The following is a 14,513-nucleotide window of genomic DNA, read 5'->3' on the forward strand; positions in this document are numbered from 1 at the left end:
CCAGGCGGGTGAGGCGTTGTTCGAACTGGGCCTGGGCTTCGGCGAGGCGCTGGACAGTCTCCTCCAGGCGGGTGAGGCGTTCCTCGGCCCGGATCATCGCCTCTTCGAGGCGGGTGAGGCGTTGTTCGAACTGGGCCTGGGCTTCGGCGAGGCGCTGGACGGTCTCCTCCAGGCGGGTGAGGCGTTGTTCGGCCAGAGCCTGGGCTTCGATGAGGCGCTGGACGGTCTCCTCCAGGCGGGCCAGGCGCTGTTCGGCCCGGGCCTGGGCTTCGGCCAGGCGGGCTACGGCCTCCATCAGGCTGCCGACCTGGCCCGCGGTTTGCTCTTGGGCCCGGGTTAGGCCTTCGACCACCCGAATCAGGCCTTCCATCAGGCCTTCCAGCCGCCGGAAGCGTTGGTCCACCTCTTGCCGGAAGACCTGCAGTTCTTCCGGCAGCGCCAGGAGCCGGTCCACCAGCAGCAGGGCTTGCAGCCGCCGTCGCCACTCCTCCCGCTGCTCCAGCAGGCGGATCAGATCCTCAAAATCCTCAACGGTGAAGGCCATCCTACCCCCTGTGCAATGAGGCTCATGAAGATGATAGCACATTTCCCCTGCCTTAGGACACGCCCGCGGGCCGGCGGGGGTGGTTCGGCGTGCAGCTGGGTTTCCCCGAGCCCTTCATGCCCTCTCGCCGTCGAGGAAGCGCACCGCCCCGATGTAGGGCAGATGGCGGTAGCGCTCCGCCCAGTCGATCCCGTAGCCGACCACAAAGAGGTCTGGGATCTCGAAGCCCCGGTAATCCACTTCCACCGGGACCTGGCGGCGGTAGGGCTTGTCCAATAGCACGGCGGTGCGCAGGCTGCGGGGGCTCTGGCTTCGGAGGTGGGCCTGCAGATACTGGAGGGTCAAGCCGGTGTCCACGATGTCCTCCACCAGCAGGACCTCCCGCCCGGTGACCGGTTCGTTCAAGTCTTTGAGGATGCGGACCACCCCCGAGGTCTCGGTGGCGGCGCCGTAACTGGAGCACGCGATGAAGTCCACCTGTGTGTACACCCCTTCCAGGTGTCGGAGGAGATCGGCGCAGAAGACGAAGGCGCCCTTGAGGACGCCCACGACCAGCAGGTCGCGGCCCCGGTAGTCCGCCGAGATCTGCGCGGCGAGGGCCCGCACCCGCGCCGCCAGTTCCCCGCTTGCGATCAACGGCTCGATCCGATGCGGCCGCATCGCAGCCTCCCCTCTCTGCCTAGGATCCCCGTTGATTATAAGGCGGGGCCGGTCTTCCTTTTCGCTGGTTTATAATGAAAGGCGGATCTGTAGGACAGGGCAATGGGATGCGGGAACGAGATCTCACGACGCTGGAGTGGTCGAAGATCCAGGAGCGCCTGGCAGGATATACGGCGTTCCCCTGGGGGGCGGAGAAGGCACGGGCCCTGCGTCCCTCCCGCGACCCGGAGGAGGTCCGGGATCGGCTGGCGGAAACCGAGGAGGCCCGCCGGTGGCTCGCGGAGGAGCCCGGCTTTGACCTGGGAGGGGTGCGGGATTTGCGTCCCCTCCTGGTGGCTGCCCGCCACGGCGCCGCCCTTACCCCATCGGACCTGCTCGCGGTCCTGGACACGCTGCGGGCGGCCCGACGGATCCGCCGCGCGTTGCTCCGGCGCCGGGAGGCCCTGCCCCGCCTGGCCCGGCATGCCGACCGGATGCGGGAGTTTCCGGAGCTGGAGGCCGAACTGGAGCGTTGTCTGGACGAGGGGGGCGAGGTGAAGGATGATGCCAGCCCCCTCCTGCGACACCTGCGGGCGGAGATCCGGCGGCTGGGCCAGGAGATCCAGGCCCGCCTGCAGGTTTACCTGACGGACCCCCGATACGCTCCCTATCTTCAGGAGCCGTTGATTACGCTGCGCAACGGCCGTTTCGTCCTGCCGGTCAAGGCGGAGCATCGGGGGAAGATCCCCGGGCTGGTCCACGATACCTCGGCCAGCGGCGCTACGCTGTTCGTGGAGCCGCTGCCGGTGGTGGAGATGGGGAACCGCTGGCGGGCCCTGCAGGCGCAGGAGGAAAAAGAGGTGGCCCGCATCCTGGCGGATCTGAGCGCGCGGGTGGGGGCGCAGGCGGAAGATCTCTACGCCACCCTGGAGGCCCTGGCGGACCTGGATCTGGCCCTGGCCAAGGCCCGCTATGCCATCGCCCTCGGGGCGGAGCGTCCGGAGATCGTCCCGTGGCCGGAGGAGCCCCCGGAGCGGCGGGCGGCCTCGCCTCTCTGGCTGCGCCAGGCCCGCCATCCGCTCCTGGATCCCCAGCGGGTGGTGCCTATCGACGTCACGCCGGGCCCTTCCACCTTTATGTTGATCCTGACGGGGCCCAACACGGGCGGGAAAACGGTGGCCCTGAAGACGGTGGGCCTTTTGGCGATCATGGCCCAGAGCGGCCTGCACATCCCGGCCGCCGAGGGCTCCCGCCTGCCGGTCTTCGACGGGATCTACGCAGATATCGGCGACGAGCAGAGCATCGAGCAGAATCTCTCGACGTTCTCGGCGCACCTGCTCAATATCCTGGGGTTCCTGGAGCGGGCCACGGAGCGCTCCTTGGTCCTCCTGGACGAACTGGGGGCGGGGACCGACCCGACGGAGGGGGCTGCGCTGGCCCGGGCGTTGCTGGAACATTTCCACGCCCGCCGGTCGACCACGCTGGTGGCCACCCATTTCCCGGAGTTGAAACTCTGGGCGCAGACGACGCCAGGGGCGATCAACGCCAGCATGGAGTTTGATCCCGAGACTTTGGCGCCGACCTACCGGCTGCGCATCGGGCTGCCGGGCCGATCCAACGCCTTCCTGATCGCCCGGCGCCTGGGGTTGCCGGAGGCGTTGATCGCGCGCGCCCAGCAATACGTGGCGCCAGAGGCCCTCCATCTGGAGACCTTGCTGGCTGAGGCGGAGCGGCTCCGTCGGGAAGCCGTCCGAGCCTGGGAGGAGGCCGAGGGGGCCCGGCGGGAGGCTCAGGCGCTGGAGGCGGAATGGCGGGCCCGGCTGGCCCGTGTCGAGGCGGAGCGGGAGCGGCTGCTGCGCGAGGCCCGGGAGCAAGTGGAAGCGTTGCTGGCGGAGGCCCGCCAGGAGGTGGAGCGGATCCGCCGCCAGGTGCGGGCCGTGCACGCGGCGGAGGTCGAAGCCGCCCGGCGCCGTCTGGAGGCATTGCAGGCCCGCCTGCGGGAAGCCCTCCGTCCGGCCGCCCCGGCGTCGGAGCTCTCGGCGGGCCTGGCCTTCGCCGTTGGGGACCGGGTGTGGGTTCGGCCGTTACAGGCGGAGGGCGAGATCCTGAGCCTGGAGGAGGACGCTGCCGACGTGCAGGTGGGCCGCTGGCGGCTTCGGATGTCCCTTTCGGATCTGGAGCGGCGCCAGGGGGCGCGGCCGGACCGACCGGAGCCCAGCGGGGCCTCCGGGGTCCGCGTCCCGACGCTTCCCCTCGATCTGGATCTGCGGGGGATGCGGGTGGAGGAGGCGCTGCCGCTGGTGGAGAAATTCCTGGACGACGCCTTCCTGGCCGGGATGCCCTTCGTGCGGATCATCCACGGCAAGGGCACCGGGGCCCTGCGGCGGGCCATCCGCGAACGCCTCCGGAGCCATCCCCACGTGGAGGCCTTGGAGCCGACGCCGGACGACGGCGCCACCGTGGTCCGGCTGGCACGGTGATCCTCAGCATGCAGGAGGTGGAACCCGTGATCAGCCCTGAGTTGCTGGAGATCCTGCGATGTCCGCACTGCGTCTCCGGCCCGACGCGGAAGGAGGGCCCGGACCCGGGACGGTTGCACTTGGTGAAGGACGTGTGGCTGGTCTGCGTGGAGCCGGATTGCGGACGCAAGTATCCGATCCGAGACGGCATCCCGGTGATGCTCATCGAGGAAGGGGACAAATGGCGGGAGACGCCAGTGGAAGCCCTGCCGGTCCCCCCGCCAGCGGCATGAGCGCGGGCGGCTCGGGCGCGATGAGCCTGGAGAGGTGGCGGCGCCTGCTCCGGGAGGACCCGGAGCAGGCGGAGCGTTGGATCTCCGACAGGCAGGGGGACCCGGGGCGTCTGGAGGACCTGGCCCAGGCGTTGCTGCAAGATCCAGACCCGGATCTGCGGGCCTGGGCGTGTCGGATCCTAGCGGAGACCCCAGACGCCCCGGGCGTGGCCTTGTTGCAGGGGGCTTTGGAGGATCCGGACCCGGGGGTTCGGGCGGCGGCCGCCTGGGCGCTGGGAGCCCGGCCGCGGACGTCGATGGCGGAGGAGGTCCTCTCGGCGCTTCAGCGCCGACTGGAGGATCTTCCCTGGGTCGCGTGGGTGGCGGCCGAGGCCCTCGCCCGATATGGAGAGGCCGCCTTGTCGGTGCTGGCAGAGAGCCTGCAACATCCCCACCCCCAGGTGCGGATCCTGGCCGCCCGGGTGCTGGCCCGCATCGCCTCGCCCCACAGCGTCCCGGCCCTGTTCGCTGCCCTCGAGGATCCCAGCCTGCTGGTCCGCCGCTTCGCCGAGGCCGGCCTCGATCGGCTCCTCGGCCTGTATGGGGTGGGATGAGCGCCGGCCTTCCTCGCTTCTAGGACTGCTTCGGGGGTGCCCTGAACGGCTCACCGGGGTAGGGATTGGGCCGCCAGGAAGGCGAGAAGCTCCTCTCGGCTCGGCAGGGAGGGTTGGGCGCCCGGGCGGGTCACGCTGAGGGCGCCGGCGGCGCTGGCCCATCGCAGCGCCTCCTCGATCGATCGTCCCTCCCACAGGGCAGCGGCCAGGGCGCCGTTGAAAGCATCGCCGGCCGCCACGGTATCCACCACCGGCACCGAATAGGCGGGGATCCATCGGATCGTCTCAGCATCCGCATAGAGGCTTCCCCGCTCCCCCAGGGTGATCACCACATGACGGCAGCCGCGACCCACCAGCGTCCGAGCAGCCTCCTCCACCGCCCCGGGCTCCGTCAAGGGAAAGCCCACCAACCCTTCGGCTTCCACCTCATTTGGGGTCAGCCAGGTGCACCAGCGGTAGGCTTCCGGCGGCAACGGGGCAGCGGGGGCCGGGTTCAAGATGACCATCACCCCTGCCCGCGCGGCCCGTTCCGCCGCGGCCATGACCACATCCAACGGCACCTCCAATTGCAAGAGGAGGATCCGCGCGGTCGCCAGCCAGCGCTCCAACTGGGCCAGTTCCGCTGCCCCCACCCGGCCGTTGGCCCCCGGGATGATCACGATGGTGTTCTGCCCCCCCTCCGCCACCACGATGAGGGCTGTCCCCGAGCTGGTCTCCGGATCCACGGCCACCCCCTCGATATCCACCCCCGCCGTCTCCAGGGCGCGCCGAAGAGCCGGCCCGAAGACGTCGTTCCCGACCCGGCCGATCATCCGCGTGGGCACCCCCAAGCGGGCCGCTGCCACCGCCTGGTTGGCTCCCTTTCCCCCGGGGGCGGTGAAGAAGCGGATCCCCCGCAACGTCTCGCCCGGGCGGGGGAGCCGAGACGCCACGGCCACCAGGTCCATGTTGATGCTCCCGAGGACCAGAAGGCTCATCGACCCTCCCTCCGCCGCAAAGGGGATGCGGTTGCTGAGGGGAGGGGGCCGGTCTTCAGCAACCGATCCAGGCCCACGGCCATGATGAAGACCAGCCCCTTGATCACCTGCTGATGATACGAGGGAACCTCCAGCAGGTTCAGGCCGTTGCTGACCGTTCCCATCACCAGGGCCCCGATGAGGGTCCCGCCCACGCCCCCGTAGCCGCCGCTGAGGCGGGCCCCTCCCAGGACCGAGGCCGTGATGGCCTCCAGTTCCAACCCGAGGCCGACGTTGGGCTGGGCGGACCACAACCGGGCGGTCAGCAGGAGTCCTCCCAGGGCCGCCAGGAGCCCGCTGAGGAGATAGACCGAGCCTTTGATCCACGGAACCCGGACACCGGAGAGCCAGGCCAGGTCCTCGCCCCCGCCGACGGCATACAGGTGGAGCCCCCAGGGCGTCCGGCGCAGCAGGAAGCCGACAACCACCGCCACGCCGGCCATGATCACCACCGGCATGGGGACCCCCAGCAGATGCCCCGTCCCCAGGGCCGTGAACGGATCCGGCAGGCCGGCGATGGGATATCCACGGGTGTAGACCAGGGTGAGGCCCCGGGCGATGGCCATGGTCGAGAGGGTCGCGATGAAAGGGGCCAGGCGGCCGTAGACCACCAGGGCGCCGTTGAGGGCACCCAGGGCCAGCCCTGCCCCCAAGGCGATGGCCATGGCCGCCGCCACCGGCCAGCCGTTCCAGACCATCAGGCCGGCGGCCAGCGCGCCGGTGAAGGCCATCACCGACCCGACCGAGAGATCGATCCCTCCGCTGAGGATGGTGGCCGTCATCCCCATGGCCACCACCGCCAAGATCGAGGACTGCAGCGCCACGTTCAGGAGATTCGATGGGGTGAGGAAGCGGGGCGTCGCCAGCGCCAGGCCGGCCCACAGGATCAGCAGCACCAGCACCCCACTCCACCGCTCGAGGAGCCTGCGTCCCTCAGCCATGCGGATCCCCCATCGCCAGCGCCAGGATCCGATCGGCAGTCGCCTCCCCGCGGGCCAGGCGCCCTACGATCCGTCCCTCCCGCATGACCAGGATCCGATCGCTCATCCCAAGGACCTCCGGGAGCTCTGAGGAGATCATCAGGATCGCCATTCCCTCCCGGGCAAGGCGGTCCATCCAGACGTGGATCTCCGCCTTGGCGCCGACATCGATGCCCCGCGTCGGCTCGTCCATGATGAGGATCTTGGGCCGGAGCATCAACCAGCGGGCGATCACCACTTTCTGCTGGTTTCCGCCGGAGAGATGGCGCACCGGCATGCCCGGGCGAGGAGGACGGATGTCCAGTTGGCGGATGTAGGGCCAGGTCCACGCTTCCAACTGGGAGCCCCAGAGGAACCCCGCGCGGGCAAGGCGGTGCAGGGCGGAGATGGCGATGTTGGAACGCACTGCCATGCTCAGGAAGAGGGCCTGGGCCTTGCGATCCTCTGGGATGAAGGCCATCCCCGCAGCGATGGCGTCGGCCGGCGATCGGATGCGCACCGCTTTCCCCTCGATCCGGATCTCCCCGCGATCCACGGGGTCCAAGCCGAACAGGGCCCGGGCCACCTCGCTGCGGCCCGCACCGACCAGGCCGAACAGGCCGACGATCTCCCCCCGTCGGATCTCCAGGGAGATATCGCGGAAGGCCCCTGGGCGGCTCAGCCCCTGCACCTCCAGGGCGATCTCGGCGCCGGGGGAACCGCTGCGCACGAACATCTCCCGGATCTCCCGGCCGACCATCATGCGGACGACGGCGGAGGGCGTGACCTCAGCAGTGGGGAAGGTGCCGATATGCCGGCCGTCCCGAAGCACGGTGATCCGATCGGCGATCCGGAAGACCTCCTCCAGGCGGTGGGAGATGAAGAGGACCGAGACGCCGCGCGACTTCAGTTCGCGGAGCAGTTCGAACAGGCGGGCGATCTCCCGTTCGCTGAGGGCGGAGGTCGGCTCGTCCATGATCAGCAGGCGGGCATCCTCCGAGACCGCCCGGGCGATCTCCAGCATCTGGCGTTGGGCGAACGGTAGGATGCCTACCAGGGCCCCTGGGTCCAGATCCATCTCCAGCCCCGCCAGGATCCGGCGGGCCTCCCGCGCCATGGTGCGGTGATCCAGCATCCCCAGCCACCCGCGGGGCTCCCGTCCCAAGAAAAGGTTGCGCGCCACCGACAGGTTCGGGAGGAGGCTCAGTTCCTGATGGATCACGGCGATCCCCAGGCGGCGGGCATGGCGCGGGTCGGCGATCTCCACCGGGTGGCCCTGCCAGAAGATCCGCCCCTCGTCCGGGCGGAGGACCCCCGCGAGGATACGGATGAGGGTGCTCTTGCCGGCCCCGTTCTCCCCCACCAGCCCGTGGATCTCCCCCGGGAAAATCTCCAGGCTGACCTGATCCAGGGCCTGGACACCGGGGAAGGCCTTGGAAATCCCTTCCGCGCGAAGCAAGGGCTGCACCATCGGTATCACCCGGATCGGAATAGGGGCGGCGCCAGCCGCGCCGGCGCCGCCCGCTGTTTTCACTTCACCGTCTCCTTGGTCACCAGCGAGAGGGGGACCGGGATGAACTTCTCCACCTTCTCGCCCCGTAGATACTTGACGGCCATCTCCACTGCCAGGCGGCCCATCTCGGCCGGCTGCTGGGCCACGGTGGCTGCGAGTTTGCCTTCCTTCACCGCCTTGACCGCGTCGTCGATGGCGTCGAAGCCCACGAAGATGATGCCGGTGCGCCCGGCGGCCTCCGCGGCCTGGATGGCGCCTAGCACCATCTCATCGTTGTGGGCGAAGACGCCGTCGATCTTCGGCTGGGCCTGAAGGATGTTCTCGAAGACCTGCAGGCCCTTCGCCCGGTTGAAATCCGCCGGCTGGCGGGCGACCACCTCCAGGCCGGGGCACTTCTCTTTCAGATAGTCGTTGAAGCCCTTGCCCCGATCCCGGGCCGCGGAGGTGCCGGGGATGCCCTCCAGTTCCACCACCTTGCCCTTGCCGTTCAGGGCCTTGCAGAGGAACTCCGCGGCCATCCGCCCGCCGGCCACGTTGTCCGAGGCGATGTGGGAGACGATCTGGCCGCCCTCCGCCGCCCGGTCCACGGTGAAGACGGGGATGCCCGCCTGGTTGGCCTTCTGGATGCTGGGCACCACCGCCTTGGTGTCGGTCGGGTTGATGAGGAGGGCCGAGACCTTCTTCTGGATCAGATCCTCAATGTTGGCCGCCTCCTTGGCGGGATCGTCCTGGGCGTCGACGACGATCAGCCGCACGCCGTATTGAGCGGCGGCCTTCTCGGCTCCCTCCTTCAGGGTGACGAAGAAGGGGTTGTTAAGGGTGGAGAGGGAGAGCCCGAGGACGATCTCCCGCGCGGGCGCCGCCGCCGGCGTCGCCGTGGCCCTGGGCGCCGCGGAGGGCGCGCACGCCCCAAGGCCTAGAGCCGCCACCACAACCAGAACCATCCACAGACGGGCACGCATGGCTTCTCCTCCTTCCAGCAAGAATCGGATTCAAGCGCACAGCCGTGCGCTTGAGCCTCCCCAGCCCTCATCCGCGCCGCAGCGCTTGATGCAGCAGGAGCGCCCCTGCGATGACAGCGCCCTTGACCACTTGTTCGTAGAACGCAGGGATGTTCAAAAGGTTGATCCCGTTGTTCAGGATCCCGATCATCAGGGCGCCGATCAGGGTGCCCATCAGCCAGCCCTCGCCGCCGGTCAGACGGGTCCCTCCGATCACCACCGCGGCGATGGCGTCGAACTCATAACCGATCCCCAGAGTCGGCGGGGCGGAGTCCAGGCGGCCGATCAGCATGAGCCCGGCCAGGGCCGCCAGGAGACCGCTCAGCCCGTAGGTGGCGATCAAGTAACGGGACACCCGGATGCCGGACGCCCGGGCGGCCTCCAGGTTGTTGCCGATGGCAAGCAGCCGCTCCCCGAAGACCGTGTGGTGGAGAAGCACGAAGCCGAGCCCGAAGATCAGGCCCATCACCAGAACAGGGATCGGCAACGGCCCCAGCCACCCGGTCCCCAGCCAGCGGAAGGGCTCCGGGAAACCCGTGATGGGCCGTCCCTGGGTGTAACTGAGAGCGAGCCCGCGGGCGACGGTCATCATCCCCAAAGTGGTGATGAAGGGAGGGAGGCGCAGCCAGGCCACGGCGATCCCGTTCAGGGCGCCGAGGATCGCCCCGAGGGCCAGGGCCTCGAGCATCGCGACGATCACCGGCTGCCCCCCGGTCACCCCGCTCGCCGCCACCACCCCGCTCAGGGCCAGCACCGCACCCACCGAGAGGTCGATGCCCCCGGTCAGGATGACCAGAGTCATCCCCACCGCGATGATGCCGTTCACCGCGGTCTGTCGGATCACATTGATCAGGTTGCTGGGGATCAGGAAGCGCGGCGAGAGCAACGCCAGGGCCCCGCAAAAGAGCAAAAGCGTCAGCACCAGGCCCAGGCGCCCCCACCGCTCTCGAGCCCCCAAGGCCTCCTCCCGCCGGATTCGGGAAAGCGCATCCCCCAACGCCCGGACGAACACCATCCCGGATCCCGCCAGCGTGCGGTTCCCCCGCACCGGACGCTCCGCGCTCAATCCCCACCTCGCCTCAGAAGATCACGCCGGAGACCAAGATGACGTTGGCATAAGGTGTGCACTCGCCGGTCCGAACCACGGCCCGCGCCCGGGCGGTCATGGCTTTGAACGTTTCATGCGGCACCTGCTCGAGAGGAATGGACCCCAGGCGGTGCCGCGTCGCTTGGTAAAGATGGGGGCTGCGGGCCTCCATCTCCGAGGCCAGGATCGCCTTCTCGATGTGGAGCTCCTCGAGGACTGCCTCGAGGACATCCAGGAAAGAAGGAAGCCCCGGGCGCACGGCAAGGTCGATGCGCGGGACCTCAGGGGGGATCGGCAGCCCGGCGTCCGCGATGACCAGGAGATCCCCATGCCCCATCTGGGCGATCACATGGCTCAGGGGGGCGTTCAACAACCCTCGTTTCTTCATGGGCCCTCTCCTCAGCGCTAGGCGGATTGACGAACGACCAGGCGGACCGGCAGGAGGTGACGGGCCGGCGGGCGTCCCCGCTCCTGGATGCGCTGGATCAACAGCTCCCCCGCCAGGCGTCCCATCTCATAGGTCGGCTGGGCCACCGTGGTCAGCGGAGGGATGACGTAGGCCGCCAGGGTAATGTCGTCAAAACCCACCAAGGCGATGTCCCGAGGCACCGCCAGGCCGGCCTCCCCGATCGCCCGCAGCGCCCCGATGGCCATCAAGTCATTGCAGGCGAAGATCGCTGTCGGGCGCAGCCCCGGTGGAAGGCTGAGGAAGAAACGGGCGGCCTGGTAGCCGCTCTCCGCCCGGAAATCCCCCCGACGGATCCAGAGGTCCGGCGGTTCAATCCCCGCCTCCGCCATCGCCTGTCGGTAGCCCCGCACCCGATCCGCGCTGGGGGTCAAGTCCGAAGGGCCCGTGATACACGCGATCCGCCGATGGCCCCGCTCCAACAAATGCCGTGTGGCCAAATATCCCCCCTGCAGGTTGTCCGCCAGCACGCAGTCCGCCTCCAGGCCCGGCAGATCCCGATCCACCACCACGAAAGGCACCCCCGAGGCTTGGAGCGTCGAAAGGTGGAGAGGGGCCGCGCTGGCGGAGACGAGGGCGATCCCATCGACCCGTTGCTCGAGGAGAACCTCTAGGTAACGCTGCTCCTTCAATGGGTCTCCATCGGAGTTGCAAAGGATCAGCCGGTATTCAGCCGCGAAACTGGCGTCCTCCAGCCCCCGGGCGACCTCCGCGAAGAAGGGGTTGGCACTGTCCGGGACGATCAGCCCCAACACATGGGTCCGCCGCCGCCGCAGGCCCCGGGCCACCCGGTTCGGCCGATACCCCAGCGCCGCCACCGCTTCCCACACCCGGGCCTCCACCTCCGGCCGGACCCGCCGCGTGCCGTTCAACACGTAGGAGACCGTGGCGATGGAAACCCCCGCCCGCCGGGCAACTTCCCGTAATGTCGCCATCGCCCGATAGGAGTTAAACGTTTAACTCCATGATAGGCATGCGGCGGGGTATTGTCAAGACCCTGGGACCGGTTCACCAAGGCCCAGCAGGATGAGGGCGCCTCCGAGGGCCAGGAAGGGACCATAGGGGATAGCGGTTTTCAGGGTCACCCGTCGGGCTGCCAGCAGCCCAAGGCTCGCGCCGCCGGCCAAGAGGATCCCGATGGCCAGGGCCTGCAGGCCTTGGGGAAACCCGGTCACCAGGCCGATGAAGGCCGCCAAGGTCGCGTCGCCGCCCCCCAGCCCCCCCCGCGTCAGGAGGACCAGCCCCACAAAGAACCCCAAGATCCCCAGGCCGGTCAGCCAGGCCCCCCACGCCCCGCCGCCCAGCCATGGGGAGACTGGGGCCAGGACGATGGCCAGGGCGATGGCCGGCAGCATCACCGCATCGTAGATGCGGCGCCCCTCGAGATCGGTGACGGTCGCTAGGGCCAGCACCGAAAGGTAAAGGCCCGTTAGCCCGCCCCGGATCGTCGCGCCCCAGCGGGCCGCGGCCAAGGCCCAGAGCAGGGGCAGCGCCAGTTCCACCACCAGGGCCCGTCCCTTCGGCCGCCGGCCGTGGCGGGCCCAGGACAGCCAGGCCGAGGGCCGCCGATCCTCCCAGCGCGGCAGGACCTGCCGCCGCGGCAGCCCCTCGGCGAGCCCGTTGATCAGCATCCCGACGCCCCATCCGATCCCTGCGAAGAGCCCGATCTCCAGCATTGTCCCTCCCAGGGGCCTGGCTGGTTGACCACCGCCGCCGGTTGGACTAAAATGAAAGCAGCCCGGCCATGTGCGTGCGGTCGTGCTCAGCGGCTGGCGCCAACACCTGTTCATGAGGGGGCCGGTCTCGGGTCCGGGGACGCGTTAGACGGCCTGCGCGCAGGGCGCGTCAAGGCGGCAACCGGCCGGAGGCCCCCACCGGAGCCAGAGGGTGCAGCAGCCCGGCGACCCACGGCATGGCGGGGTTTTTGTTCGGATAGCCCCTCGATCCCTCGACCCCTCGGCGGCCCAGGCGGGGCCGGTTCACCGGGGGCGCGGCGTGTGGGTCTCGAGCCAGGTGGCCAGCGCCCAGCGCCCCTCGGTGACCTCGTCCAACTGACGGGCCAGGTGGAGGGCGCGCACCCGCAGGCCAGCGGCCTCCTCGCCCAGCGCCAGGGCGTCCACGGCGAGGGACCACCAGCCCAGGATGGCGCGGGCCAACAGCCGCATGGCCTCGTAAGAGGGCTGGTCCTGGGCCTCCTCCAGACGGTCCAAGGCGGCCTCGGCAGTGGCCTGGACGAAGGCTCCCTCGGGGCCGGCCGCGCGGGCCTGGGCCCAGGCGTTGAACACATCCAGCCAACTGAGCAGGCCTTGGGAAGTATGGATCGCCTTCAGCGCTTCCAGGAGCTCCACGGTGAGTTCCTTTTCCCGAGGGAGGATGGCGCTCCCCCCGGATGCAGACAGCCGGTTATTTTGAGGAACGGGTCTCGGATCCGGCTTCCTCCTCCTCGTCCTCCCAGCTGATGATCCACACGCAGAGCCCGGCCAGCACGATGGTCGCCACCACCAGGGCCAGCAACTGCGAGGGAGTCAGGCCCACATCGCGGGCCGACCAGAGCAGGATGGCAACCATCCCGATGGCCAGGGCGATCCACGCCGTCAGGCGGGGATGCTGCTCGGCGAAGGTCTTGATCGCGGTCCACATCGCGGAACCTCCTGTTGCTCCGGGTGAGTGGGGACCCCGGCCGGTTCAGATCGGCCGGGTCACCCGCTCGGAACGGATCTGCTTGATGAGGGCGACCCGCCCGAAGGCATCGAACTCGTGGGCGGCCTCCCGCCAGGGCTCCGACAGGCTCTCTTCCGGCCACCGGGTATAGCCCAGCCCGATGTAGAAGGCAAGGGCCGCCGAGGACATCTCCGGCGAGACGTAGATCACGCAGGCCTCGCACTCCAGGCGGCGCGCCTCCTCTTCCACCGCCTCGATCAACTGACGCCCCACCGTGGGCCGGAGCGCCACCGGGTGGACCAGGAAGTCCAGGATGCGGGCGACCAGGTTCTCCACCCGCCAACTGACCAGCCCGACCGGCCGGCGCTCCGGATCCAAAGCCAGCAGCATCCCCCGCTCGGCCATCCGCTCGAACACCTCATCTGGGGAAGGATCCAGCCGCCCCCGGGTTGCCTCGCGGACCAGCTCCCGGATCTGGTCGACATCCGCCGGTCGCGCCCGCCGAAGCGTGGCCTTCATCGGCGCCTCCCTCTCGGTTCCGGATCACGGGTCGCCGACCCGGCGGCGCCACGCCGCCTCCACCTGCCGGCGGGTCGCCTCCAGATCGCCCCCGTTGTCGATCACCTCGTCGGCGAGCCGGATCTTCTCCTCCGGGGGAGGCTGGGCCCGGATGCGCACCCATGCCTCCTCCTCCGACAGCCCCCGCTCGGCCATCAGCCGGCGGACCTGTTCGCGTTCCGGGCAGGTGACCACCCAGAGGGTGTCGCAGGCGCGGGCGAAGCCGGATTCGATGAGTTTGATGGCCTCGATGACAACAGCGGGGGCCTCCACCCCGGCCGCCAGGCGCTCCTGGATGGCCGCCAACACCGCCGGGTGCACGATGGCTTCCAGATCCCGCAGCGCGGCCGGGTCCCGGAAAACCCGATCGCCCAGGCGCCGCCGGTCGATCTCGCCGTCGGGTCCCAGGATCTCGGGCCCGAAGCGACGGACGATGGCTTCGTAAGTGGGTGTGCCCTTTCGGATCACTGCATGGGCCACCGCGTCGGCGTCGATCACCGCGGCGCCCATCTCGGCGAGCATGCGGGCGACAGTGCTCTTGCCGCAGGCGATGTTCCCGGTGAGCCCGATGAGAACCGGCCGCTTCTTCATCGTTCCCATGATAGCCGCCTCCGGCCGGGCTGGCGAGGCCGGCCGGCCCAGCCGGGTTGTCGGGGCTCAAGCTTCCGGGCTATGATAACGCAAGGCGCTCCCTCCGGAAGGGGGCACCCGTCCTGCGCGTCCG

16 protein-coding genes and 1 pseudogene are annotated in these 14,513 nt (G+C 69.5%); 3 read left to right on the forward strand and 14 right to left on the reverse strand.

The annotated features are described in order from the left end of the window. Together C4313_RS00885 and hpt are read right to left on the reverse strand one after the other, a co-directional pair. A pseudogene (locus C4313_RS00885) lies at positions 1-544 on the reverse strand (hypothetical protein); the annotation flags it as partial. A 114-nt stretch (positions 545-658) separates the two neighbouring features. Further along, a complete protein-coding gene (gene hpt, locus C4313_RS00890) occupies positions 659-1,204 on the reverse strand; it encodes a hypoxanthine phosphoribosyltransferase (protein ID WP_352427993.1) in 546 nt (181 codons plus the stop codon). Between the two features lie 107 nt (positions 1,205-1,311). Here hpt and C4313_RS00895 point away from each other — a divergent pair, with 107 nt between their 5' ends. From C4313_RS00895 to C4313_RS00905, 3 genes are read left to right on the forward strand one after another with little or no spacing between them, the layout of a single operon-like run. Continuing rightward, complete coding sequence (locus tag C4313_RS00895) at positions 1,312-3,663, forward strand: endonuclease MutS2 (RefSeq protein WP_352427994.1); 2,352 nt, start codon at positions 1,312-1,314, stop codon at positions 3,661-3,663. Between the two features lie 8 nt (positions 3,664-3,671). Continuing rightward, positions 3,672-3,935, forward strand: coding sequence for a Trm112 family protein (locus C4313_RS00900; protein ID WP_352427995.1), 264 nt, complete (start codon positions 3,672-3,674; stop codon positions 3,933-3,935). Positions 3,936-3,955: 20 nt separating this feature from the next. Then, positions 3,956-4,528: a HEAT repeat domain-containing protein gene (locus C4313_RS00905; protein WP_352427996.1), complete on the forward strand. Its 573-nt coding sequence runs from the start codon at positions 3,956-3,958 to the stop codon at positions 4,526-4,528. A gap of 50 nt (positions 4,529-4,578) precedes the next feature. Here C4313_RS00905 and rbsK read toward each other — a convergent pair whose 3' ends face one another. The 12 genes from rbsK to coaE all read right to left on the reverse strand — a co-directional run bounded on the left by rbsK (position 4,579) and on the right by coaE (position 14,389). Beyond that, a complete protein-coding gene (rbsK, locus tag C4313_RS00910; RefSeq protein WP_352427997.1) occupies positions 4,579-5,505 on the reverse strand; it encodes a ribokinase in 927 nt (308 codons plus the stop codon). Then, complete coding sequence (locus C4313_RS00915; RefSeq protein ID WP_352427998.1) at positions 5,502-6,485, reverse strand: ABC transporter permease; 984 nt, start codon at positions 6,483-6,485, stop codon at positions 5,502-5,504. Before C4313_RS00915 ends, rbsK begins: the two co-directional genes overlap by 4 nt. Then, entirely contained in the window at positions 6,478-7,974 is a 1,497-nt protein-coding gene (locus C4313_RS00920) for a sugar ABC transporter ATP-binding protein (protein WP_352427999.1), read from the reverse strand. The genes C4313_RS00915 and C4313_RS00920 overlap by 8 nt, the downstream gene beginning before the upstream one ends. A gap of 59 nt (positions 7,975-8,033) precedes the next feature. After that, positions 8,034-8,978, reverse strand: a complete 945-nt coding sequence (gene rbsB / locus C4313_RS00925) for a ribose ABC transporter substrate-binding protein RbsB (protein ID WP_352428000.1) — start codon at positions 8,976-8,978, stop codon at positions 8,034-8,036. Positions 8,979-9,045: 67 nt separating this feature from the next. Continuing rightward, complete coding sequence (locus C4313_RS00930; RefSeq protein WP_352428001.1) at positions 9,046-10,083, reverse strand: ABC transporter permease; 1,038 nt, start codon at positions 10,081-10,083, stop codon at positions 9,046-9,048. Positions 10,084-10,096: 13 nt separating this feature from the next. Continuing rightward, a complete protein-coding gene (gene rbsD / locus C4313_RS00935) occupies positions 10,097-10,492 on the reverse strand; it encodes a D-ribose pyranase (RefSeq protein WP_352428002.1) in 396 nt (131 codons plus the stop codon). A gap of 17 nt (positions 10,493-10,509) precedes the next feature. After that, positions 10,510-11,505 carry a LacI family DNA-binding transcriptional regulator gene (locus C4313_RS00940; protein WP_352428003.1) on the reverse strand — a complete coding sequence of 332 codons (996 nt, stop codon included), beginning with the start codon at positions 11,503-11,505 and terminating at the stop codon, positions 10,510-10,512. A gap of 54 nt (positions 11,506-11,559) precedes the next feature. Beyond that, entirely contained in the window at positions 11,560-12,246 is a 687-nt protein-coding gene (locus C4313_RS00945) for a prepilin peptidase (protein WP_352428004.1), read from the reverse strand. Between the two features lie 303 nt (positions 12,247-12,549). Continuing rightward, positions 12,550-12,918 (reverse strand): hypothetical protein, encoded by a 369-nt coding sequence (locus C4313_RS00950; RefSeq protein WP_352428005.1) that lies wholly within the window; start codon positions 12,916-12,918, stop codon positions 12,550-12,552. 55 nt (positions 12,919-12,973) lie between these two features. Continuing rightward, a complete protein-coding gene (locus C4313_RS00955; RefSeq protein ID WP_352428006.1) occupies positions 12,974-13,210 on the reverse strand; it encodes a hypothetical protein in 237 nt (78 codons plus the stop codon). A gap of 45 nt (positions 13,211-13,255) precedes the next feature. Beyond that, positions 13,256-13,750, reverse strand: coding sequence for a GNAT family N-acetyltransferase (locus C4313_RS00960; protein WP_352428007.1), 495 nt, complete (start codon positions 13,748-13,750; stop codon positions 13,256-13,258). Positions 13,751-13,774: 24 nt separating this feature from the next. After that, positions 13,775-14,389, reverse strand: a complete 615-nt coding sequence (coaE, locus tag C4313_RS00965) for a dephospho-CoA kinase (RefSeq protein ID WP_352428008.1) — start codon at positions 14,387-14,389, stop codon at positions 13,775-13,777. Positions 14,390-14,513 lie beyond the last annotated feature (124 nt).

Source organism: Thermoflexus sp., assembly GCF_040289485.1.
Lineage (GTDB): Bacteria > Chloroflexota > Anaerolineae > Thermoflexales > Thermoflexaceae > Thermoflexus.